The 23,158-nt window shown below is 62.5% G+C and carries 23 protein-coding genes; 13 read left to right on the top strand and 10 right to left on the bottom strand.

Going from position 1 to position 23,158, the window contains the following annotated elements:
* Positions 1 to 18 precede the first annotated feature (18 nt).
* From NKI31_RS10965 to NKI31_RS10950, 4 genes are all read right to left on the bottom strand, one after another.
* Complete coding sequence (locus NKI31_RS10965) at positions 19 to 411, bottom strand: response regulator (RefSeq protein WP_023668021.1); 393 nt, start codon at positions 409 to 411, stop codon at positions 19 to 21.
* Between the two features lie 242 nt (positions 412 to 653).
* Complete coding sequence (locus NKI31_RS10960) at positions 654 to 1,184, bottom strand: DUF1003 domain-containing protein (protein ID WP_031244116.1); 531 nt, start codon at positions 1,182 to 1,184, stop codon at positions 654 to 656.
* Positions 1,185 to 1,204: 20 nt separating this feature from the next.
* Positions 1,205 to 2,263 (bottom strand): alpha/beta fold hydrolase, encoded by a 1,059-nt coding sequence (locus tag NKI31_RS10955; RefSeq protein ID WP_352651487.1) that lies wholly within the window; start codon positions 2,261 to 2,263, stop codon positions 1,205 to 1,207.
* Positions 2,264 to 2,391: 128 nt separating this feature from the next.
* A complete protein-coding gene (locus NKI31_RS10950; protein ID WP_023696347.1) occupies positions 2,392 to 2,646 on the bottom strand; it encodes a hypothetical protein in 255 nt (84 codons plus the stop codon).
* Between the two features lie 221 nt (positions 2,647 to 2,867).
* Between NKI31_RS10950 and NKI31_RS10945 the strand changes: the two genes are divergently transcribed.
* The 13 genes from NKI31_RS10945 (at position 2,868) to NKI31_RS10885 (ending at position 18,061) form a co-directional block, all read left to right on the top strand.
* Positions 2,868 to 6,020: a GAF domain-containing protein gene (locus tag NKI31_RS10945; protein WP_352651486.1), complete on the top strand. Its 3,153-nt coding sequence runs from the start codon at positions 2,868 to 2,870 to the stop codon at positions 6,018 to 6,020.
* Positions 6,021 to 6,399: 379 nt separating this feature from the next.
* On the top strand, positions 6,400 to 7,368 hold the full coding sequence (locus tag NKI31_RS10940; protein WP_023691426.1) for a manganese catalase family protein: 969 nt from the start codon (positions 6,400 to 6,402) through the stop codon (positions 7,366 to 7,368).
* Between the two features lie 135 nt (positions 7,369 to 7,503).
* Entirely contained in the window at positions 7,504 to 8,553 is a 1,050-nt protein-coding gene (locus tag NKI31_RS10935) for a chemotaxis protein CheB (RefSeq protein WP_023681123.1), read from the top strand.
* Between the two features lie 273 nt (positions 8,554 to 8,826).
* Positions 8,827 to 9,609 (top strand): heme-binding protein, encoded by a 783-nt coding sequence (locus tag NKI31_RS10930; protein ID WP_023712209.1) that lies wholly within the window; start codon positions 8,827 to 8,829, stop codon positions 9,607 to 9,609.
* On the top strand, positions 9,606 to 11,483 hold the full coding sequence (locus NKI31_RS10925) for a methanol/ethanol family PQQ-dependent dehydrogenase (protein WP_352651485.1): 1,878 nt from the start codon (positions 9,606 to 9,608) through the stop codon (positions 11,481 to 11,483). The genes NKI31_RS10930 and NKI31_RS10925 overlap by 4 nt, the downstream gene beginning before the upstream one ends.
* On the top strand, positions 11,464 to 12,333 hold the full coding sequence (locus NKI31_RS10920; protein ID WP_023754469.1) for a substrate-binding domain-containing protein: 870 nt from the start codon (positions 11,464 to 11,466) through the stop codon (positions 12,331 to 12,333). Before NKI31_RS10925 ends, NKI31_RS10920 begins: the two co-directional genes overlap by 20 nt.
* Entirely contained in the window at positions 12,330 to 12,863 is a 534-nt protein-coding gene (locus NKI31_RS10915) for a c-type cytochrome (protein WP_023668011.1), read from the top strand. The genes NKI31_RS10920 and NKI31_RS10915 overlap by 4 nt, the downstream gene beginning before the upstream one ends.
* A complete protein-coding gene (gene coxB, locus NKI31_RS10910; RefSeq protein ID WP_023668010.1) occupies positions 12,860 to 13,873 on the top strand; it encodes a cytochrome c oxidase subunit II in 1,014 nt (337 codons plus the stop codon). Before NKI31_RS10915 ends, coxB begins: the two co-directional genes overlap by 4 nt.
* Positions 13,870 to 15,846, top strand: coding sequence for a cytochrome c oxidase subunit I (gene ctaD / locus NKI31_RS10905; protein WP_352651484.1), 1,977 nt, complete (start codon positions 13,870 to 13,872; stop codon positions 15,844 to 15,846). The genes coxB and ctaD overlap by 4 nt, the downstream gene beginning before the upstream one ends.
* The gene (locus NKI31_RS10900) at positions 15,843 to 16,448 is read left to right on the top strand and encodes a cytochrome c oxidase subunit 3 (RefSeq protein WP_023681116.1); all 606 of its coding nucleotides are present in this window, start codon (positions 15,843 to 15,845) and stop codon (positions 16,446 to 16,448) included. Before ctaD ends, NKI31_RS10900 begins: the two co-directional genes overlap by 4 nt.
* Entirely contained in the window at positions 16,448 to 16,789 is a 342-nt protein-coding gene (locus NKI31_RS10895) for a hypothetical protein (RefSeq protein ID WP_023681115.1), read from the top strand. Before NKI31_RS10900 ends, NKI31_RS10895 begins: the two co-directional genes overlap by 1 nt.
* The gene (locus NKI31_RS10890) at positions 16,786 to 17,664 is read left to right on the top strand and encodes a cytochrome c oxidase assembly protein (RefSeq protein ID WP_352651483.1); all 879 of its coding nucleotides are present in this window, start codon (positions 16,786 to 16,788) and stop codon (positions 17,662 to 17,664) included. Before NKI31_RS10895 ends, NKI31_RS10890 begins: the two co-directional genes overlap by 4 nt.
* On the top strand, positions 17,645 to 18,061 hold the full coding sequence (locus NKI31_RS10885) for a c-type cytochrome (RefSeq protein WP_023712217.1): 417 nt from the start codon (positions 17,645 to 17,647) through the stop codon (positions 18,059 to 18,061). Before NKI31_RS10890 ends, NKI31_RS10885 begins: the two co-directional genes overlap by 20 nt.
* Before the next feature lies 1 nt (position 18,062).
* Here NKI31_RS10885 and NKI31_RS10880 read toward each other — a convergent pair whose 3' ends face one another.
* From NKI31_RS10880 to NKI31_RS10855, 6 genes are read right to left on the bottom strand one after another with little or no spacing between them, the layout of a single operon-like run.
* Positions 18,063 to 18,869: a lanthanide ABC transporter permease protein PedC gene (locus NKI31_RS10880; RefSeq protein WP_352651482.1), complete on the bottom strand. Its 807-nt coding sequence runs from the start codon at positions 18,867 to 18,869 to the stop codon at positions 18,063 to 18,065.
* Positions 18,866 to 19,591 carry a lanthanide ABC transporter ATP-binding protein PedB/LutE gene (locus tag NKI31_RS10875; protein WP_023824782.1) on the bottom strand — a complete coding sequence of 242 codons (726 nt, stop codon included), beginning with the start codon at positions 19,589 to 19,591 and terminating at the stop codon, positions 18,866 to 18,868. Before NKI31_RS10875 ends, NKI31_RS10880 begins: the two co-directional genes overlap by 4 nt.
* Positions 19,588 to 20,550 (bottom strand): PQQ-dependent catabolism-associated beta-propeller protein, encoded by a 963-nt coding sequence (locus tag NKI31_RS10870; protein ID WP_352651481.1) that lies wholly within the window; start codon positions 20,548 to 20,550, stop codon positions 19,588 to 19,590. Before NKI31_RS10870 ends, NKI31_RS10875 begins: the two co-directional genes overlap by 4 nt.
* A complete protein-coding gene (locus NKI31_RS10865) occupies positions 20,538 to 21,713 on the bottom strand; it encodes a lanthanide ABC transporter ABC transporter substrate-binding protein PedA1 (RefSeq protein ID WP_352462698.1) in 1,176 nt (391 codons plus the stop codon). The genes NKI31_RS10870 and NKI31_RS10865 overlap by 13 nt, the downstream gene beginning before the upstream one ends.
* Entirely contained in the window at positions 21,710 to 22,381 is a 672-nt protein-coding gene (locus NKI31_RS10860) for an ABC transporter ATP-binding protein (RefSeq protein WP_023829136.1), read from the bottom strand. The genes NKI31_RS10865 and NKI31_RS10860 overlap by 4 nt, the downstream gene beginning before the upstream one ends.
* On the bottom strand, positions 22,381 to 23,148 hold the full coding sequence (locus tag NKI31_RS10855; protein WP_352651480.1) for an ABC transporter permease: 768 nt from the start codon (positions 23,146 to 23,148) through the stop codon (positions 22,381 to 22,383). Before NKI31_RS10855 ends, NKI31_RS10860 begins: the two co-directional genes overlap by 1 nt.
* Positions 23,149 to 23,158 lie beyond the last annotated feature (10 nt).

The following is a 23,158-nucleotide window of genomic DNA, read 5'->3' as shown; positions in this document are numbered from 1 at the left end:
GGAGCCGCGGTCCGATTCCTAGAGGTGAGTTTCTGCACCTTGCTGCGCGTTTAAAAGTTGAGAAACGGCAGTTATGATCTGCGGCAGAAAAAAGGGCTTGGTGATCATTATGCTGTTGGGCACACCTTCCGCTCCCCAGTGTACCGCGCTGTCGCCACTGATATAGACAACCGGGATGGTCGAGTTGGACCTTCGCAAGTGCCGAGCGACCTCCCACCCCGACTGTCCTGGTCCCAAACGGATGTCCGTGAGTACGGCCTTGAACTTGGTCGGATCGGGGTCGAAAGCCGCCAGCGCCTCGGCGGCACTCCGAGTGCCGACCACCTGGAAGCCGGCCTCCTCCAAAGCTGACTCGAGGTCGAGCAGGATCATTGTCTCATCTTCGACGATCAGAACAGCACCTTCGCTCATCCGGAATCTCCCCAAGCCGCCACCGCTAATACGATTTCGGCGTCAACTTGGTTCCATCTGACCCGCAGCAGCCTTTTGGCTATCGAAGCTCCACGCTGCCTCGATTGCGCGGCGGACTTGTGACGTCGGGAAGCCACCCTGGAAAAGGCCGACACCGGCTTAGCTGCTTCGACAGCCTTGGCAATGAGGCTGAATTACAGGTTGTAGCCGACGCTGAACCGTCGCCGACGAGGTCGCTTTGATCAAGCGTTCTCCTGTTCTTCAGAAGCTTGCTGGATTTGCGTCATCACCTTTTGGGGATCGACATTCTCGGCGAGTTCCGGCAGCTCTTTGTCGGCCGGGGTCGAGATATTCAGACGCGCCGTCAAGGCAGCCACCATCTCGATCAGCCGCGTGGTTTCATGTTCGTTTAGAAGGCTGATCTGCAAATCCAGTTCGGCTCGGCGCTCGCTGTGTGCGGCCATTCTGTTCTGATTGATCAGCACGAAAGTAGACAGGAAGATTGCCTCAACCGAGGCGACCATGGCCAGGATCACGAAAGTCGGGTCCCAGGCTGGGACGGCTGGTATCGCGCCAAGGTTCGCGAGGACCCAGACGACAAGAATTGCAAGGTGCAAATAGACGAAAGTCATGCTTCCCGCGAAGCGCGAAACAACGCCGGCGACCCACGCTTGAACACCTTGGTGCTCCTCTTGCTGTCGCCTGTGCTCGACCAGGGCCTGTATGTTCTGGTGGAGCACCGACTGCATGTCGGCTGGACGTTGGTCGCTCATTTGAAAGCCCCGTTTGGAGATCATTCCGTGCAAGCGGCGTCGCTTATCGCCGGTGGCTCCCGCGAGGCCGGATCTGCCTTGAACTCGTCGGCACGCGACTTGGGTCGCTGCCGACGGCCCGCTTGGAACAAGGCGTGCCGCCCTGCAATGGTGTGCACCATGCCAACCACGGCTTGCGGGGCGCTCTGATGAACCATATGGCCGGCGCCCGGAACCACCTCAAGGAGAGACCTACCGACTTCCGCGTGCAAGCGTCGTGCATCGCGTTGCGCGTCGAACAACCGGTCCCCGGATCCCGCCATGATGCCGGTGGGCACGGCAATGTCCCTATAGTTGGCTTTTCCCAAGAGGGACGCGGCCAGCATCGATGCTGTCTCCAGAGAAACCGCCCGCAGTTGGGAAGGGCGGCTGGCGACATCTTTGGCCAGTGCGGCGAAGTCGCTGGCGACGACGGCGGGTTTAAAGATCTTCTCCATTGCCCAATGCCAGGCAAGCCTTACAAGCGGGGGCAGCAAGGTGTGACGAAACGCGGTGCCGATCACAGGCAATGCAGGGAGTGCGGCCAGTGCAAGATCCAGCCGCGGTGACGGATAGTAGTAACCCGAGACCAGCACGATGCCGGCGACCGATGGAGAATGCCTTCGCGCCAACTCGAGGGAGATCCAAGCTCCCCAGGAATGTCCAAGCACGAGGTATTTCTCTATACCCAGCCCGCAGGCGGCGGCATGTATAAGGTCGGCTTGGTCGCGAGCGGACCAACGCCGGCCGCGCGGCCGTGAGCTTCGCCCAAAACCGGGACGATCAAATGCAATCACCCGGTAGGTCTTTGCCGCCTCATCGAAGATGCCGCTCGACTTGAAATCCTCCGCCATGGATCCATTGCCATGCAGGAGAAGCAGCGGCATGCCGGTTCCGGCTTCGATAAAATGCAGGCGCAGACCATCGATCTCCATCACACGTCCGCACGCCCGGCCGGCAATCGCACGTTTGGCGCGGATGGCGTTGTATGCCGCCAGCGCCGCCAACGAGGCCGCGAGCAACCCGGTCGCGAGTTTCGGTCCATCTCTGTCGAACGCCATGCCCGTGCCTGTTGGAAACTATCTGCCGACCCCAACTCTCGGGGCGAAAGCTTGTTCCGCCAGACAAGACAACGCTGTACAACCGGCTCAAGCGGCTAAAGTAGGCCTTCTCCATGGAGTTGGGACCGTTAAGCCTGGGCAGCGCTGCTGCCTCCCAGTTTCCAATCACCCTGCCAACGTGCGCGCACGGCAATCATCAGCATGGCCGCTTCCGTCATCCCGGTCTGGAAAAGTCTGACCAACTCTCTCGCGATGGATTCTGCCGCGGTAGTGTCCGACGAAATCTCAAATTCCTCACACAGCGCGTCGAAAACCGACCGAAGCGTTTTCAGGTCGTCTGGATAGAGAGCGTCCGTATTCGTAAGAATGGGTCGGTCAAGCATCAAACGTCTCCAAACGAGTGAAGTGCGGTTCGGGCACCCAGCCAGCGGGAGCTCGTCAAGTGCCCGCTGGTTTCCCCCTTTATCCGCCACAGCGCGCCAAGCTGTCATTAACCTATGACCGGTGCGGCGTGTTCGGCTGACCGGCCCGCCAAAGAAACTGCCGTCCTGCGGGGAACTCTTGGCCGCAGACTGCATTTAAGTCCGGGCAAAACGGGGGCGAAATGGGGGCCACTTCAAGCAATCCGCGATCTGAACTGCAGCGCTTCGAGCTTTTGGCAGCGCTGGGCGACCGTATTCGCGAGATTACGGATCCCGCAGAACTGGCCTACGCAGCCGCGGAACTGCTGGGGAACCATTTTGGCATCAGCCGAGCCGGATACGGCACGATCGATCTAGAGAAAGAAACGATCACCATTGACAGGGACTGGAACGCGCCAGGCATCAAAAGCCTGGCTGGGACGCTGAATTTCAGGAACTACGGCTCGTATATCGAGGATTTGAAGCGAGGCGAAACCGTTGTCTTTGAAAACGCCGAGACAGATCCGCGAACCAGCAGCCATGCGGAGGCACTCAAAGCCATCAGCGCCCAATCCGTCATCAACATGCCCGTTACCGAGCATGGCGGGCTGGTGGCGCTGTTATACCTGAACCACTCCGCGCCCAGACGCTGGGCGACGGAGGAAGTAGCCCTCATTTCGGCAGTCGCGGACCGGACGCGTACGGCGATAGAACGCCTTCGCGCCGAACTGGCCCTGCGTGAGAACGCCGAACGCCTTGCTTTTCTCGACCGCCTCGGCAGGGAGATAGCCCTCGCGGCCGACGCCGATGCTGTCATGCAGATCACCACTCGGCTCCTCGGCGAACATCTTGGCGTCTCGATTTGCGCCTATGCCGACATGGAGCAGGACCAAGACCATTTCACCATCCGCGGCGATTGGAGCGCACCTGGCTCGCCCAGCATCAGGGGATATTACAGTCTTGCCGATTTCGGTCGCCTGGCTGTCACCAACCTCAGCGCCAACAAGCCGCTTATCATCAACAACAACCTTGAGGAAATTGCTCCCGAGGAAGCGAAGACCTTTCAGGATATCGGGATAACGGCAACCATCTGTATGCCTTTGGTCAAACAAGGCCGACTGACTGCCCTGATGGCTATCCACGACAAGCAGCGCCGCGTCTGGTCGCAACGCGAACTGTCCTTGCTGACCGAGGTGACGGAGCGGTCCTGGGCTCACATCGAGCGCGTTCGCTCGGAACAGGCGGCACGGGCCAGCGAGGAGAGGCTGAGGCTTGCCACCGACGCGGCCGCTATTGGCACCTGGGATTACGATCCCATCAGCGGAGTGCTGCGTTGGGACGACCGGTGCAAAGCCCTTTTTGGTTTGCCGCCGGACGCGGAGGTGACATATGAAAGCGCGTTCCTGGCGGGCCTCCATCCGGAAGATCGCGCACGGGCCGACGAGGCCGTACGCCAGTCGCTTGCGCCGGGCCCCCCCTCCCGCTACGACATCGAATACCGGACGATCGGCCTTCGGGATGGCAAGGAGCGCTGGATTGCCGCAACGGGGGAAGCGCTTTTCCAGTCCGGCCGTGCGATCCGCTTCATCGGCACCGTGGTCGATGTCACCGCGCGAAAGCGGGTGGAGCATCAGCTTCAGTTGATGAACGCCACTGCGGCAGCCGTGGCGGCCGAGCTTGACGTGGAGCGAATTGTCCAGACGGTAACCGATGCCGGCGTGGTGCTGTCGGGCGCACAATTTGGAGCTTTCTTCTACAATGTGATCGACGACAAGGGCGACAGCTATGTGCTCTACGCCCTGTCGGGGGCACCTCGTTCTGCTTTCGAAAACTTTCCGATGCCGCGCAACACCGCGGTGTTCGAGCCCACTTTCCGCGGAACAAGCGTGGTGCGTTCCGATGATATCCTCACGGATCCCCGTTACGGAAAGAACTGGCCCCGCAAGGGAATGCCGGAGGGCCATCTGCCGGTGCGTTCCTATCTCGCCGTGCCGGTCGTCTCGCGTTCGGGCGAGGTGCTGGGTGGCCTCTTCCTTGGCCATCCAGAAATCGGCGTCTTCGCCGAACAGCAAGAGGCGGCCTTGCTGGGGCTTGCGGGCCATGCCGCGACGGCAATCGACAACTCCCGACTGTTCAAGGCGCTGCAGACACTCAACGGCACGCTCGAACAGCGTGTCAAAGATGAAGTAGCGGAACGCGCCAGAGCAGAAGAGCACCTGCGCCAAGCCCAGAAGATGGAAGCTGTCGGACAGCTCACCGGTGGCATCGCGCACGACTTCAACAATATGCTGGCCGTCATCATCGGCGGCCTGAACCTTGTGCAGCGCAAGCTCAGAAACGGCGATACCAACGTCCACCAATTCGTAACCGGCGCGATCGATGGAGCACAACGTGCCGCAGAACTTACCAGGCGACTGCTCGCCTTTTCCCGCCAGCAACCACTGGCGCCGAAGCGGCTGAATCCAAATCGCCTCGTCTCCGGTATGAGCGAATTGCTGAACCGGACGCTTGGCGAGACCATTCAGATCGAGACCGTGCTCGCTGCGGGCCTATGGCATGTCGAGGCCGACGCAGGGCAATTGGAAAGCGCGCTGCTCAACCTTTGCGTCAACGCAAGGGATGCCATGCCTGCTGGCGGCAAGCTGACGATCGAGACATCAAACGCCCACGTCGACGATCGCTATGCCAGGGAGAACGCGATCCCCTCCGGCCAGTATGTGATGATAGCGGTCACCGATACAGGAACGGGCATGACTGCTGATGTTGTCGCAAGAGCCTTCGATCCGTTCTTCACCACCAAGGGGGTCGGCAAAGGCACCGGGCTGGGACTCAGCCAAGTCTATGGGTTTGTTCGCCAGTCCGGCGGCAGTGTGAAGATCTATTCCGAGCAGGGCATCGGAACCACCTTGAAAATATATTTGCCGCGCTCGCACCACGGCGTGCTCGACAGCCAAATCGACGTCGTGGCAGGCGAGCACCCCGGCTGTGCAGACGAGATCATCATGGTTGTCGAGGATGAAGATCGCGTCCGGCTGATGGCGGCGGAAGCGCTGCGGGAACTGGGCTACTCCGTGCTGGAAATGCAAGGCCCACGCGACGCGCTGGTGGCCGTCGAAAGCGGGCAAGTGCCGTCGCTTTTGTTCACCGACGTGGTGATGCCGGAGATGTCGGGCCGGGAGCTGGTGGATCAGGTCAAGACAATGCACCCGTCGCTAAAAGTGCTCTACACCACCGGCTACACACGAAATGCGATTGTCCACAACGGCACGCTCGATTTCGGAACCGAACTTTTGACCAAGCCCTACACGATCGACGAATTGGCAGAGAAAGTCCGGAAGGTGCTGGATCGAAAGTGAACGGGCAACAGCCCGCGACGCTCGCCGTGTGACCGAACCCGGCGTTTGCCGCGTAAGGTGTGCGGCGAAACGGGCCGAAGGTGTCGACACCGACATCGTATTAATATGGCCCGGCTTCACTTTTCCGAGCCAGTATCCCTCCAGATTTTGTCTACCTCTTGCCCATCCGCGGCCTTGCTCATCGCCGTGATGGCGCAGCACGATCGAAATCTCGTTGCCGCCGGTCACCAGTCGGAGAATCCCGGCGAGAAATAAATGCCGCCTCTGGCTCCCTGCGATGCTCAACACTGAAGCTGCCGTAAAAATGCTCGCTGGCCGATGGCCGGATGGAACAATCATCTTGCGGGGATGTTCGGATGATCTAACCGGAGAGATGTCCATGTTCATGCACAACAAGCGCCTGCAATACACCGTTCGCGTCTCGGAGCCGAATCCTCGCCTGGCCTGCATGATCATGGAACAGTTCGGCGGCGCCGATGGCGAGCTTGCAGCGGCCATGCGCTATTTCACGCAAGGGCTTGGCGAGGACGATCTTGGCCGTCGCGACATGTTGCTCGATATTGCGACCGAAGAACTCAGCCATCTCGAAGTGGTGGGATCAATCGTCACCATGCTCAACAAGGGGCTCAAGGCACAGCTGGCCGAGGGCCAAATGAAGGAAGCGGACCTTTACCTGATGATCGGCGCCAGCGGCACAACAGCCAAGGAATCAATTCTGTTCGGCGGCGCTCCCGCGCTGTGCGACTCAGCCGGCGTTCCCTGGACCGCGGCCTATGTCGACTCGCGCGGTGAACCTACGGTGGATTTGCGGTCGAATATCGCCGCCGAAGCCCGCGCCAAGATCGTTTACGAACGCCTCATCAACATCACCGACGACCCGGGAATCAAGGACGCGCTCGGCTTCCTGATGACCCGCGAGATCGCGCACCAGAAGTCGTTCGAGAAAGCACTCTACGCGATCGAAAACAATTTCCCTTCCGGCAAGCTCCCAGGCGTAGAGAAGTACGCCAGCATGTATGTCAACACCTCTCAAGGCGACGGCGATGTCGCTGGCCCATGGAATTCCGGCGAAGAGTGGGATCGGATCGATGACCTTGAAGAGGTGATGCCCGTCGACGGCGGAGACGGCCTGGCAACTGTCAAGCTGGGGGCCAAAGACCTGAAGGTGGTGGCCAGGATGGCCGACCGTACGCTTTCCGATCCGGCTTCCGATCCGACAACAGGCGCTGATCTAGGAGCGGGCCCGGGAGCTGGCCGTACCAAGAACGCCGATTTCGGCGGCGCGGCAAGCATTCAGGAGGCCCCGGCCGTGGCAGAGGCTGCTGTCAAACGCGCACGTAGGCGTTAGTACAGAGCCGACGCGGGCATCTATGTTCCGCGATGCGGCCGGAAGCTAACACCGACGAAGGCAGGGCGCCCGACCAGCAGCGGACTGGCCGGAGCGCTCGCATCGACATCTGTGCTGAATGTGGGTGAAGCAACCATGGCCACCGCCGCACCACGATCAGATTCGGAGCGTGCGGGCCAGCCGGACAAGGTCCGTCCCGACGGTTGCGAGAACCGGTGCATCGTGACAATCGGAGCATCGGCCGGCGGCGTCGACGCGCTGAAGAGACTTGTCCGCGACCTTTCGCCGGACATCCCGGCGGCTCTCCTCGTCGTACAGCACGTTGGTCCCACGAGTTACCTCGGCGACATTCTCGGTCGCGCTGCCAACATGCCCGTTGCAAATGCCTCCAACGGCATGAAGGTTAAAAACGGGCACATCTTCGTTGCACCGCCTGGAGCTCACCTTCTGTTACACGACGATCATATGCTGCTGCGGCGCGGGCCGCGCGAGAACCTGGCGCGCCCCGCCATCGACCCTCTGTTTCGATCGGCCGCTTGCAGCTTTGGCGGCAGCGTGATCGGCGTCGTGCTCACAGGCAGCCTCTCCGACGGCACCGCCGGCCTGCACGCAATCAAGATGTGCGGAGGCGTCAGCGTAGTCCAGGACCCCGGCGACGCCGCAGTACCCGATATGCCGCTGAGCGCCTTGCAGAATGTGGAAATCGACCATTGCGTCCCTCTGTCCGAAATGGCTGGCCTGTTGCACAGGCTTGCTTCCGAAATCGCAGGGCCGACACCAGAAATCCCGTCCGGCATCCGCCTTGAGGCAGCGATTGCAGCTCAGGAGCACAGCACAATGGAATTGACCGAAGGCCAGCTTGGCGCCCCCTCGACATTTGTCTGCCCCGAATGTCATGGCCCCCTATGGGAGATCGAAGACGGGCCGATTACCCGTTACCGCTGCCACACCGGACATGCGTTCGGAGCGGACGTTTTAATGCAGGCCCAGGCTGACGATGCGGAACAGGCTCTTTGGAGCCTTTTAAGAGCGCACCAGCAGCGGGCTGAGTTGGCGAAACGTACGGCAAAACGCGAAGCCGCGCGGGAAAGACACAGCCTGGCCAGCCAAATGGCTGCGCGGGCCGCGGAGTACGAAGCCGACGCGAAACTTATTGAAGAGATCATCCATCGTCGAACGCCGTGACAAGGCAACAGCGTTTGTCAAGGCGGGTGCGTCTGCGCCATCCCGATCGCATTTTCCTGGATCAGCCGCGTTGCCTCACCGCTTGGCCTGTGGCCACGGGTATCCAGGTCCCATGCTTTGATTGAACACCTGCACCCAAATCCAACTGCACGAATTTTATGCAAAGCAGGAACATAGAAGCATTACGCGAGTTAGGCACTGACCCATTGGACGTATCCTCGCATTCTGCGGTCTGCCTGGGTGGTCCTTGTTTTGTAAACGAATGCCAGGACAATGTATCGCTCGCAGCTTTTCGTACCTCTTTTTGGCCTGCTGTTGCTGATGGGTGGCCTGTTCCACGGGCACGAGGCCATGGCGCAGGAACCCTGTCCGGCCGATCACGATAAGCTGCTTGCAGCCCTCAAAGCCAACGTGAAGGCAAGCGGCGGACCAGCCAATGGCGGCTTTGAAACCAACGAATGGGCAGCCATCGTTGCCCGTGACGGCACTGTCTGCGCGATTGCGTTCAGCGGCCCCACCCCCGACTCGCAATGGCCGGGAAGTCGGCTCATAGCAGCGGAGAAAGCCAACACGGCCAACGGTCTCAGCCTGGCTCAGATGGCCCTCTCGACGGCCAATCTCTATGCGGGGGTGCAGCCCGGCGGACCGCTATTTGGCCTGCAGGAGACCAATCCCGTCAACCAGGCCGCGGCCTATACGGGCGATCCCAAAACGTTCGGAAGCGCCGGCGACCCGCTCGTCGGCAAGCCGATCGGAGGCGTCGTGGTGTTTGGCGGCGGGCTTGCCCTCTACGACGGCAAGAGCATTGTCGGCGGCCTCGGCGTTTCAGGCGACTCCTCATGCGCCGATCACAATGTCGCCTGGCGTATCCGCGCGGCGCTCGGCTTCGACAAGGTCCCGGCAGGCGTCAATCCAAATCGCAAGGATGCCATTGTCTACGATCTGGACCCCGGCGGCAAAAGCGCTTCGGGCTGGGGCCATCCGCTTTGTGCCGGAACGGAGGCCGACATCGCGGCCGAACTCGGCGCCGGCGTGGGAGGCTCGATCAATAAATGAAAGCTATGCCGCAGTTGGCATTAACGCGCGTTGACGTAGAACGACGTACCCGCAAATTGGCAGCCGGGAATTCCTTTGGCGCTATCCTTCTGGTGACGCTGCTCGCCTGCGTGCTGCTTCTGGGCGCTGCGTCCGAGCCTCCTAAAACACCAGCGATCGTACCGCCAGCCGCAGCCTCGCCACCCGATGACGGCCAATGGACGATGCCGGCCAAGAACTACGCGTCGACGCGCTTCAGCGAACTCTCCGAGATCAATGAAGGCAACGTCAAGAACCTGCAGGTCGCGTTCACGTTCTCGACAGGCGTGAACAAGGGCGAGGAAGCAGCGCCGCTGGTCGTCGGCAACACCATGTATATCGTGACGCCCTTTCCCAACTTCGTCTATGCGCTCGATCTCTCCAAGCCCGGCGCCCCGATGAAGTGGAAGTACGAACCCAATCCCGAGCCGGCGGCACAGGGAGTGGCCTGCTGCGACGTCGTCAACCGCGGGGTGGCATTCGCCGACGGGCGCATTTTTTTCAATACGCTGGACGGCCACACGATTGCCCTTGATGCGAACACGGGCAAGCCGATCTGGAACACTCATGTCGGCAACATCAACATCGGCGAGACCATCACCATGGCGCCGCTTGTGGTGAAGGGCAAAGTGCTGGTCGGCAATTCCGGCGGCGAGATGGGCGTTCGCGGCTGGGTAAAGGCGCTCGACGCCGGCGACGGTCATGTCGTCTGGATCGCCTATAGCACCGGGCCGGACAAGGACGTGCTGATCGGATCGGACTTCAAGCCGCACTACGACATGGACAAAGGCAAGGATCTTGGCGTCACGACGTGGCCGCCGGAAGCCTGGAAGATCGGCGGCGGCAACATGTGGGGCTGGATTTCCTATGATCCCGATCTGAACCTGATCTTCCACGGCACCGGCAATCCCGGACCATGGAATCCGGATTTGCGGCCGGGCGACAACAAGTGGACGTCTGGCATTTTCGCGCGCGATGCCGACACCGGCGCGGCGAAATGGTTTTATCAATGGAGCCCGCATGACCTCCACGATTATGACGGCATCAACGAGCAGATCCTGCTCGACATGTCCTGGCAGGGCAAGCCGCGCAAGGTGCTGATCCGGCCGGAGCGCAACGGCTATCTCTACATCCTCGACCGGACAACCGGCGAGGTGCTGTCGGCAAAACCGTTTGGTCCGGTCAACTCCAGCAAAGGTGTGGATCTGAAAACCGGTCGGCTGATCGTAAACCCGGACAAGAAGACCGGCACCGGCAAGGTCGTTCGCGATATCTGTCCGACGGCGTCGGGCCTCAAGGACTGGCAGCCTTCCGCGTTCTCGCCGAAGACCGGCCTGCTCTACATCCCGCACAACAATCTGTGCATGGATGAAGAAGGCGTCGAGGTGAACTACATTGCCGGCACGCCCTATGTGGGCATGAACGTCCGCATGATACCAGGGCCCGGCGGTAATCGCGGCGCCTTCACCGCCTGGGACATCGCCGCGGAGAAACCCGCCTGGAGCCTCAAGGAGAATTTCCCGGTGTGGAGCGGCGCGGTGGTGACCGCCGGCGACGTTGTCTTCTATGGCACGATGGAAGGCTGGTTCAAGGCGGTCAGCGCCAAGACCGGAGACCTGCTTTGGCAGTTCAAGACCTCGTCCGGGATCATCGGCCAGCCCATCACCTATCGCGGTCCCGACGGGCACCAATATGTCGCCATCCTCTCAGGCGTCGGCGGCTGGGCCGGCGCCATTGTATCGGGCGATCTTGACCCGCGTGACGCCACCGCCGCGCTCGGTTTCGTCAATGCCATGAAGGATCTGAAGAACGCGACAACCTCGGGAGGCACGCTTTATGTGTTCCGGCTGCCTTGATGGATTGTACTTGACCGTAGGTCCGGCGCGAAAGGGGTGCCAACGGCTGGCGATCGGCATGGCCGCGATCGCCTTCGTGTTCTTGACGGCCACAGCCGACGCACGTGAGCTGAGGGTCTGCGCCGATCCGAACAACCTGCCGTTCTCCAACGCGGCAGGTCAGGGCTTCGAGAACAGGATCGCCGAAATCGTTGCGTCCGATCTCGGCGCCAAGCTGACCTATACCTGGTGGGCGCAGCGTCGCGGCTTCATCCGCAACACGCTGAAGGCGGGCCTGTGCGATCTCGTGCCGGGCACGCCGAGCAACCTCGAAATGCTGCGCACCACCACGCCCTACTACCGATCGTCCTATGTCTTCGTCACCCGCAGGGACGGCCCCGACGTAGCATCGTTCAATGATCCGCGGCTGCGCGACATGCGGATCGGTGTTCAGCTCATCGGCGACGATGGCGCCAATTCGCCTCCGGTCCAGGCGCTTGGCCGCCGCGGTATCGTCGGGCACCTCGTTGGCTATCCGGTCTATGGCGACTATTCCGCCCCCAACCCGCCGGCGCGCATCGTCGAAGCGGTGGCGAGTGGCGAGATCGACCTTGCCGTGGTCTGGGGCCCCCTCGCCGGCTACTTCGCCGCCAGGCAGAAGGTGCCGCTCCGCATCACGCCGGTTGCGCCCCGCATCGACGGACCGCAACTGCCGATGATCTACGACATCTCGATGGGCGTCCGCCGCGAAGACGATGCGCTGCGCGGCGATGTCAATGGCGCCCTCTCCAGGCACAAGGTCGAGATAGATGCCTTGCTGTCACAGTACGGCGTGCCGCGCCTCGATGCCTCGGGGAGCCCGGTGCGATGAGAGCCGTTGTGGCCATGCTCCTGTTTCCAGTCCTGGCGCTCGCTGCCTGCCAGCGCGAGGAACGTGACACGCGCCCGCAATCGGCGCTCGGATCGGGCGAGCAGCCGACGCCTGTGACCACGCTGGAGCCCGGCGGACAGCGCCCCCCCGCCAGCGATAACAAGGCGGCGAGCTTCGAGGCCAACGCCTTCCATATGAGCGAAGGGAAACGGCTTTTCGGCTGGTTCAACTGTTCGGGATGCCACGCCAATGGCGGCGGCGGCATGGGGCCGGCCCTGATGGACCAGAAGTGGCTCTATGGCAGCTCGATCGAAAGCATCCATGCCACGATCCGCGACGGTCGGCCAAACGGCATGCCGAGCTTCCGCGACAAGATTCCCGACGACCAGATCTGGGAGCTTGCGGCTTTCGTGCGCTCGCTGAGCGGCAACGCGCCGTCTTCCGCCGCGCCGCAACGCAATGACGACATGATGGCGCATCCGTCGGAAAACCGCATGCCCGACGCGGCCACGCTGGGGAAGTCGCCGTGAAACGTCTCGTCTCGATGGCGTTCGCCACCGCCGGCGCTCTGTTGCTCCAGGGATGCGCGGGCTGGCAATCCGCCCTCGACCCGAAAGGTCCCGCGGCGAGCGAACTGGCATGGCTGATCTGGTTCTTCACCGCGCTCTGCGCCGTGGTGTGGGTGCTGGTGATGATCGCCCTCGTCGTGCCCTTGATGATGCGGTCGCGCGCGCAGGCGGAGCCGCTCGCGATCAAGGCCGGCGCCGACGACCGGAAGCTGCGCGCGGTGATGACCGCCGTCGGGTTGACCGCCATTGTCCTGATCGGACTGACCTTGCTGAGCTTCTTCGCCAACAGGACGCTCGCCGCGATCGGCTCGGATGCCGCACTGACCATTCGGGTCACCGGCCATCAATGGTGGTGGGAGGTGCGCTATGAGGATGCCACGCCAAGCCGCATCCTGACCACGGCGAACGAGATCCATATCCCCGCCGGAGAGCCGGTGCGGCTTCTTCTGACCTCGACCGACGTCATCCATTCCTTCTGGATCCCGAGCCTTTCGGGCAAGCTCGACCTCATTCCCGGCCACATGAACGTGCTCGACCTCAAGGCCGACAAGCCTGGTGTTTACCGAGGTCAATGCGCCGAGTTCTGCGGGGCGCAGCACGCAAACATGGGCACCTTCATCATCGCCGAGCCGCGTGCGAAGTTCGACGCCTGGTGGAACGACCAGTTGCAGCCGGCCGCTACTCCGACGGGGGACGAAGCCAAGGCCGGCCAGGATCTGTTTCTGAAGCGCCCTTGCGTGATGTGTCACAGAATAGGCGGCACGCCTGCCGGAGGAACGGTCGCCCCTGACCTCACCCATATAGCCAGCCGGCAGACGCTTGCCGCCGGGACATTGACAATGAGCCGCGGCAATCTCGCCGCCTGGATAGCCGACCCACAGGGCATCAAGCCCGGATCCCACATGCCGGTGGTGGAGCTCAGCGGCGACGAACTCAACGCCATGGTCGCCTACCTCGAGGCGCTTAAATGAGCAGCGCGGACCTCACAAGCGAACGCGACCTGCCGCCGGTGCGTGAAACCTCTACCGCGGGCGACGTCGCACCCGAGCATGACGGACCGCGCGACACCGGCATGGACGATGCCAGCCTGGATCGCTGGCTGGCGCGGACATGGCGCACGCCCCCCGGCATCATCGGCGCGCTGTCGAGCGTCGACCACAAGGTCGTCGCACGGCGCTATCTGATCACCGCCTTCGTGTTTCTGTGCCTGGGCGGGCTCAACGCTGTCGCCATGCGCATCCAGCTCTCAGGGCCGCAGCGCGGTCTGATCGGCCCGGACCTCTACAACCAGCTGTTCACGATGCATGGTGTGACCATGATGTTCCTGTTCGCCGTGCCCATCGTGCAGGCGACAGGCATCTATCTCGTCCCGCTGATGGTCGGCAGCCGCAACATCGCCTTTCCCCGCCTGAACGCGTTCAGCTACTGGATCTATGTTTCGGGCGGCATATTCGCCTGGGTGTCTTTCGCGCTCAACATGGCGCCCGACGTCGGCTGGTTTGCCTATGTGCCGCTGTCAGGCCCCGAATTCGCGCCGGGCAAGCGGGCCGACGTCTGGGCCCAGATGATCACTTATACAGAAGTTTCCTCACTGGCCGTCGCGGTGGCAACCATCGTCACCGTGTTCAAGCAGCGAGCCCCCGGCATGTCGCTGGACAGGATTCCGCTCTACGTCTGGGCAATGCTGGTTACCTCCTTCGTCGTCGTCTTCGCCATGCCCGCGGTGATGATCACCTCGACCTTCCTGATCCTCGACCGGCTGGTCGGCACACATATCTTCAACCCCGCCGAGGGCGGCGACGCACTGCTCTTCCAGCATCTGTTCTGGTTCTTTGGCCATCCCGAGGTCTACATCATCTTCCTGCCGGCGACTGGCATGGTCTCCGCGATCATCCCGGTCTTCGCCCGGCGTCCCGTGTTCGGGCATCTCGGGCTGGTCTTGTCGCTGATCGCCGTCGGTTTCCTTTCGTTCGGCCTCTGGGTCCATCACATGTTCGCGACGGGGCTACCCAAGCTCGGCGCCAGCTTCTTCACCGCGTCGAGCATGCTGATCGCCATCCCCAATGGCGTTCAGATCTTCTGCTGGCTGGCGACCTTGTGGGACGGCAGGCCGGTGATCCGCACGCCGCTGCTGTTCATGTTCGGCTTCTTTTTCATCTTCGTCATCGGCGGCCTCACCGGCGTCATGCTCGCTTCGGTGCCGCTGGACCTCCAGGTGCACGACACCTATTTCGTCGTCGCCCATTTCCATTACGTGCTGATCGGCGGTTCGGTCTTCCCGCTGCTGGGCGCGGCCTATTTCTGGTTCCCCAAGATCAGCGGCCGCATGATGAGCGAGCGTCTCGGGCGCTGGCATTTCTGGCTGGCTTTCATCGGCTTCAACGCGGCTTTTTTCCCAATGCATCTCGTCGGGCTCTGGGGCATGCCACGCAGGGTCTACACCTATCCGGCCGAGCTTGGCTGGGGCAACATCAACCTGTTCATCAGCGCCGGCGCGGTGCTCTTTTTCCTCAGCTTCGTACTGTTCACTTTCAATCTTGTACACGGCGCGTTGAAGGGCGCACTGGCCGGAAACAATCCCTGGGATGCCGGTACGCTCGAATGGGCGACGTCTTCGCCGCCGCCAAGCTATAATTTCGCGCGGATACCGATTGTCACACATGTCGAGCCGCTCTGGGCCGAACGGGAGGCGCTGCCTGTGGCGACCGGTCTCCGCGTCGATGTCCGTGAGCTGTTGATCTCAACCGTGGCGGAAGCCCACCCCGACATTCGCGAGAAATCGGCGACACCGTCGATCTGGCCGCTGCTGGCGGCAATCGCCGTCGGCGGTACGTTTGTCTATTCGATCTTCACGCCCTGGGCGATCGTCTGGGGCGCCGCGCCGATCGCCATCACCTTGATCGGCTGGTTCTGGCCCAAGGACGACCCGGAGGATGAGGGATGAGTGAGCGTCCGAGCTTGGATCTTTCGGACCTCCCAACCTTTGGACATGGTCCGCGCAGCCCGACCTGGTGGGGAACGCTCGGCTTCATGGCGCTGGAAGGCATGGGCTTTGCGTTGGCCGCCGGCGCTTATCTCTATCTCGCCACCTTGTGGCCCAACTGGCGTCTAAGCGCCCCGCACCCCAACCATTGGCCCGGAACGATCGTCACCATCCTGTTCATTATCAGCGTGGTGCCGAATCACATCCTCCACGGCCATGCCAAGCAATGCGCGATCGTGCCGGTGCGGATCGGGCTGGTGGTGATGTCGCTGCTCGGTCTGGCCCCGCTTGTCGTGCGCTGGTTCGAATTCCCGGCGCTGAACATCTACTGGGACACGAACGCCTACGGCTCGATGCTCTGGGTGCTGCTCGGGCTGCACACCACACACCTGATCACCGATGTCGGCGACACCATCGTTTTGACGGTGCTGATGTTCACACGCCATGGCTATAGCGGCCGGCGCTTCGGCGATGTCGGCGACAATGTCTTCTATTGGGATTTCGTGGTGCTGACCTGGATCCCGATCTATCTGCTCATCTACTGGATGCCGAGGCTAGGCTGATGCGTGCGTTGAAAATGGGAACGTCCTGGGGTGGTCTTCTGTCGGGGCCGATGGCTTGGGCAATCTCGACGCAGCTGAACTACGCACTCGTACCATGGCAGTGCAACCGCCAGGTGCCGGTGGTGCTTCCCGTGGCACTGGTGCTCGCCGTGCTTTCGCTGCTCGGCGGTGCCTTGTCATGGCGGGCGAAGCGGCAGGGCGGCGCCGCCTTCAAGCCTGAGCGCACGCGCAGCACCGAGCAGTTCGTCGCCGATCTCGGCATGCTTGCGGCATTGCTGTTTGCCCTCGTCATCATCATGCAAGGCAGCGCGGCTCTCATTCTCGACGAGTGCCTGCGATGAGCTTCGACGCGTTCTTCTCGACCTCGATCTGCTACGGCGCCGGCGCGCCCGAGGCCGGATGGACGCTCGCATTTCCCATCACGTTTCCGCTGGCCGCGATTGCCTTCCTTTATGCCATCGGAGCGACTCGGTTGTGGCGCCGCAGCAGCCGAGGCCGTCCCGAGCGGATGCGGCAGGCGTTGTTTTTCGCCGCCGGTTGGGGCGTGCTGACGGCAGCACTGGTCAGCCCCATCCATGCGCTCGGCGAGCGGGTGTTTGCCGCCCATATGATCGAGCATGAACTGCTGATGGCGGTGGCGGCGCCCCTCCTTGTCGCCGCTTGCCCAGGCGCAGTCCTGCTCTGGTCCTTGCCGGCCTCACTTCGCCGCGGAACGGGCAAGCTCACGCGCGCAAAGACGCTGCAATCGGTTTGGGCCCTGGTGATCCGCCCCCTCAACGCGACGATCATTCACGGCGTCGCCATCTGGATCTGGCACATTCCGGCGTTGTTCCAGGCAGCGCTCCAGCAGGGCTTTCTTCATTATGCCCAGCATGCGAGCTTCCTCGGCACAGCCTTGCTGTTCTGGTGGGCGCTCCTTGCGCGCCCCGGTCGGCAGCAGACCTATGGCAGCTCCGTCATGCATCTTTTCTTCACCTCGCTTCATACCGGCCTGCTCGGTGTCCTGCTGCTGATGTCGCCTAAACTCTGGTATCCGGAGAATGGCGCCGGCGCGGCATTGTGGGGACTGACCGCGATCGAGGACCAGCAGCTCGCCGGATTGGTAATGTGGGTTCCGGCCGGCTTGATCTATGGCGGCGCCGCCCTGCTGCTCGCCGGCCTGTGGATAAGCAGCAGCGCAACCAGGGAGGCAACACATGCGCTCCGACCTGGGTAGGCTGATCGGGGGCGCCCTTGCCGCAATCCTGCTGCTGACCGCGGCTGTGGCAGCGGCGACCTTGTGGTCCGACCGGCGCGACCGTGTCCGGCACGAGTCGGATGCGGCGACCGGCGGCGTAGGCGCCCGCGCCATTCCGATCATGACGGCGAATGGCTGCTCCGGCTGCCATACGATACCCGGCGTGCCGGGTGCGCAAGGCCAGGTCGGACCCCGCCTGGACGGTGGCCTTGCCGACAGGGTCTTTATCGGTGGCCTGCTGGCAAACAATCCGGAGAACATGATCCGCTGGATACGCTCGGCGAGGGAAGTCAATCCGCACACGGCCATGCCGTCGACGAGGATCACCGAGCAACAGGCGCGGGACATCGCCGCTTATCTCTATGCTTTGAGGTAAATCAGCCCTCGCCGCCGCGCCGGGACCACAAGCCGCGGCCGGGATCGTAGCCGATGACCGCCACGAGGAAGAAGGCGATGAGGCAGCCAAGGACCACAATCGCCGCGACAGGATCGAACCGCAGATAGAGCGCGAAGCGTATCAGCTCGACCGCCGAGCTGAACGGGTTCCAGGCGGCGATTGTTGCCAGCACCGGTCCCGCCTCGGCAAGCCGCCACAGCGGATAGAGCGCCGTCGAGGCAAAGAACACCGGAAAGATGACGAAATTCATGACACCGGCAAAGTTCTCCATCTGTGACGAAACCGAGGAGACAAGCAGGCCGAACGCGCCAAGCATGAGGCCCGCCAGCACGAGCGCCGGAAATACCGCGACGTAGCCGAGAACGGGCGGCCGCACATCCCAGAAACGCGCGACCAACAGAAACAAATAGACCAGCGGCACGCCGACGATCACGCTGGCCAGCAGGCGCGCCGCAAGCAGGTACCAGCGCGGCAATGGTGCGGTCAGCAACAGGCGCATGCTGCCCATCTCGCGATCGTAGACCATGGCCAGCGAACTCGCCATGGCATGGAAGAGCAGCATCATGGCCGCTAGCCCAGGCACCACATATACGTCATAGAGAACATAGGTCTGGTAGGGTGGCGTTATCGACAGACCGAGAACGGAGCGGAAGCCAGCGGCAAAGATTGCCAGCCAGACCAGCGGCCGTACCATCGCCGAGAGCAGCCGGCCGCGTTGCCGCAACGTGCGCAGCATCTCCCTGCGCAGGATGCCGTTGAGCGCGCGCACCGCGTGAGACGTTTTCATTCGGACTCCGTCAGCGACGCGAAGGCCTCGCCCGTGCTCGCTACACCGAGATCGGTAGCCAGGCGATCGGCGCGGCCGGCCCACCGCATTGTGCCTCGATGCAGCACCACCACATCGTCATCCGCCGTTAGTTCTTCCAGAAAATGTGTTGCCCACAGAACGGCAATGCCGCGCTGGCGGCAAAGCTCCCGCACGTGCCGCTCGAGCGCGCGGCGGCCCGGCACGTCGAGCCCGGTGGTCGGCTCATCCAGCAGCAAAAGGCGTGGGCTATGCATCAGAGCACGTGCGATCTCGACACGGCGACGCTGCCCCCCGGAAAGCGCTCGGGCAGGATCGTCGATCCTGTCCAGCACGTCCAGCCGGCCGAGTTCGTGGATGGAGCGCTCCTTGCTCAAGGCCTGGCTAAGCCCATGCAAGGCCGCGTGGTAACGCAGGTTCTCGCCGGCCGTCAGATCGAGGTCGAGGGTCGGCAACTGGAAGACGACGCCCATCTGCGCCAACGCGGCGGACGGGTTGACATCCATCGCCTGGTCGAAGACATGCACCGAGCCGGAGCGGGCGTGATAAAGACCGGTGATCAGCGAGAACAACGTCGTCTTGCCGGCGCCGTTGCGGCCTAGCAAGATGCACATCCTGCCTTGGGCCACAGAGAAAGAGACGCCGTCGAGAACCCGCCGGTTTCCGAAACTATGGCCCAGATTCTCGACCGACAAGGCGTTCATGGCCCGATCACGACGCCCCACGGCCCCCGCCCTACCGGCAGCGATTTCACCACCTCCTGGTTTTCCAGATCGATAAACGAAATATCGCCGGAATTCCCGTTTGCGCTGACCAGGCGCTTCTCGTCGCCGGAGAGCGCAACGTGCCAGGGTCGTTGACCAACAAGGTAGAGCCGACGGACCGCCAGCGTTTTCAAATCGACTTCCGCAATCCTGTTGGCGGGGCCGAGCGCCACATAGACGGTCGTGCCATCGCGAGACGTCGCCATGCCGACCGCCTGCACACCCTCGCGTCGTATACCCGGCACCTCGAACTCGACTTTGCCGGTCTGTGCGCGCGTTGCCGTGTCGAAGACGGTGACAGTGCCCCGGATCTCCGAGGACACCCAGAATTGCTTCCCGTCCGGCGAGAATAAAGCCGCGCGCGGCCGGGTATCGACCAGCAGATTGTCGACGAGTTCAAGCGTGCCTGCGTCGATCAGATGCACCATGCTGGTGGTCTCCGAAGTGCAGGCGACATAGCGGCCGTCGGCGCTGGCCGCCATTCCTTCCGGTTCGACGCCGACATCCACGGTGCCGATGACCTTGGCCGCGGCGATGTCCACCACCGACACCAGATTGTCATTCTCGTTGGCGACGAACAGCCGCTTGCCATCGGGATGGACTGCGAAGAATTCCGGATCGGCTCCCGAAGGCAATTCCCCGACGACCCGCCGCTTCGCGAGGTCGACCACGTCGATGCGGTTGTCGTCGCCTTCCGCGACGAACAGCATCTTGTTGTCGATCGACAGTGCCAGCCCGCGCGGACGGCGGCCGACATCGATCGTCGCCAGCAAAGTCATTGTCACGCCGTCGACGACCGCGACGGTATTGTCCTGCTCATTGGAAACGTAGATGGTCTCGGCGGCGGCGGGAGCAGCAAGAGCGAACGCCGCCAACAACAGCGTCATCAGAACTTGCATGTGCTCTCCTCCAGGTCGATGCCCAGCGTGTCGAGCGGCGTGCGCTGATGCAGGAAGCCCGGTTGCGGTGAGCTGGAAATCAAGAGGCGAGGCCCGGCGATCAAAATGGGCTGGCGCATCTGTCCGTCCCAGGGACGGAAACTAAGCCCCTGCCCCTTGAAGCCAGCCAGAAGAAACGCGTCGCCGCGTATATATCTGCCGATTGCCGCGGGATCGAGACTGTGCAGGCGCGTCGCCGCTTCGCCGATACTGCGCACAGCGAGCCAGGCCGCGTAGTCGCTGGGCAACATCCAGCGCCCTGCCTGCCTGTGGAAACGGTCCTGCAGTTGCGTGGCGCCCCATTCCTCGCTGACAGCGCTCCAGCCTGTGGCGACAAGCCCTTGCGTGCCGGCGACGATTCTCGGCAGCGCAGTGCGGCCCTCTAGATAGGCGCCGAATTCATCCGCCTCGTCGGCGACCACGAGCACATCATAGTCGCTGACCTGCGTGACCGCCGGTATTTCGGTCTGCAGCGTGACATGCCCTGTATCGGCACGTCCGTTGGCGGGCCTGAATGTCCACGGCTGGTCGATCGTGATCTCGGCTCCGAAGCGAGCCGCCGCCCGTCGAAAGGCCGCAGCCATCGCCTGATCCTGCGAATGCGGCCCCACAAGCAGGAACCAACGCTGCCAGCGCTTCCAGGCGAGATATTGCGCCAGCCCGTCAGCGAGCATGGCGCGGCTCGGGATCGTGTGCAGCACGTTCCTACGGCAGTCCTGCTGGCGAAGCACGTCGTCCGGCGCCCGGCTGTTGAGCAACGTCATCTGCTCGGCACCGGGCGCGGCACTGGCCTGTAGAAGCTGACTGGCGTCGAGATCGGCGACGACAAAGGCGATGCCGGCATCGGCGAATTGTCTTACCGCGTCGTCCGGCGTTTCGGTTGGTTTCAATATCCTTTCCTCCAGCCGAAATTTCTGCCCAAGAAACCGGCCGGTGCTTTCGTCGTCGGCAATGCCGAGCCGTGCGCCTTGCAGGCCGTCGTCGGTGACGGTTTCATCAAGGGGTCCAAGGGGCAGAGCCGGTTTGCGCTCCTGGCCGATATACCCGATCACCATCGTCTGTTGCTCGGTGGCGCCAGGGCCGGTGATCAGCAAAAGAAAGAGAAGGCCCAGCAACAGTCTCATTGTGTCGCCCCCAGCCCAAACCGCGACGATCCCGCTTCATCGCCACCAGAGATTGCGACATCGCGCACGATGCGCGCAGGCGATCCCTCCAGAACAATAACCCGATCCCCCAGCGACGAGGCATAGGCGAGATCATGCGTAACCAGCAGCGTGGTAGTCCGCCGACTGGCGAAACAATCCTGCAGCAGGCGGCGCATGGCTTGCGCGGTCGCCTCGTCGAGTGAAGCGAATGGCTCGTCGAGGAGCAGGAGCGCAGGCTCCACGGCGAGCGCCCGGGCAAGCGCTACGCGCCGCGCCATGCCGCCCGAGAGTCGCTGCGGATAGCTCTTCTCATTGCCTTTCAGGCCGACAGCGGCAAGCCACCGGGCCGCATCGGGCGCGCGATCCGGGATGGCCATCTCTACATTGCGCAAGGCGGTGAGCCAGGGCAGCAGCCTCGGTGTCTGGAACAGCATGCCTATCGGAAGCGGTCGTCCGCTCACGCTGCCGCGAAATTCGCGGTCGACGCCCGAAACGATCGACAGCAGCGTCGACTTGCCGACACCGGAAGGGCCGGTCAGGACGCAGACCTGTCCGTCGGCTATATCAAGCGACAGCGCGCGAAAGATCGTCCGGCGCTGGCCGTCGTCACCGGGGAAAGTCTTGTCCTCGATCCTGATCCTCAGCATCAGCGTCGCCAGGCGAACAGACGACGTTCCAACGGCACAAGCAGTCCATACTCTATGGCAAGCATCACAACGCCGAAGCTGATCGCATAGGCAAGGATGTGGGTGACGTCGAAGTTCTGAAAATAGACCTGTAGCTGGAACCCGACGCCGTTGGAGCGGCCGAGCAGTTCGGCGAGCAGCACGATCTTCCACGTCAATGCCAGCCCGCTGCGCAGGGTGACGAGAAAGAACGGCGCCAATTGCGGCAGCACGAGATGCCGCAGCTTTGCAGCACGCCCGAAGCGATAGAGCTCAGCCATTTCGGCAAAGTCCTTGTCCAGCCGGCTGGCGCCTTCACGAATAGTCACCACGACATTGGGGATCTTGTTGAGCGCGACCGCAAGGACAAGCGCAGTCTCGGCAAGACCAAGCCAGATATAAATTAGAATGACCGTGATCAGCGCCGGCATGTTGAGGAGTAACACGATCCAAGGCCTCATCCATATGTCGGCTCTGTGCGAGCGGCCTGCCGCGTAGCCAAGGGCCGCGCCAATGACGATTGCCGACCCGAGGCTTGCCACGACGCGCGCAAGCGAGATGCCCAAATGGTATGGCAGCTCGCCCCGAACCACTTCGTGCAGGAGAACCGAAACAACCTGGACCGGACCAGGAAACAGCCGATCGGCGGCGATCGATGATGCAATCTGCCAGACGAGCACCATGGTCAGCAATGCCGCAGCCGATTGCCAACGCTGCATTGTGATGGGGAACGCTGGGACATCGGTCATTGGCGCGAGC

Source organism: Mesorhizobium sp. M0659 (assembly GCF_040320605.1).
GTDB lineage: Bacteria > Pseudomonadota > Alphaproteobacteria > Rhizobiales > Rhizobiaceae > Mesorhizobium.
This window is presented reverse-complemented; position numbering and strand designations above follow the sequence as displayed.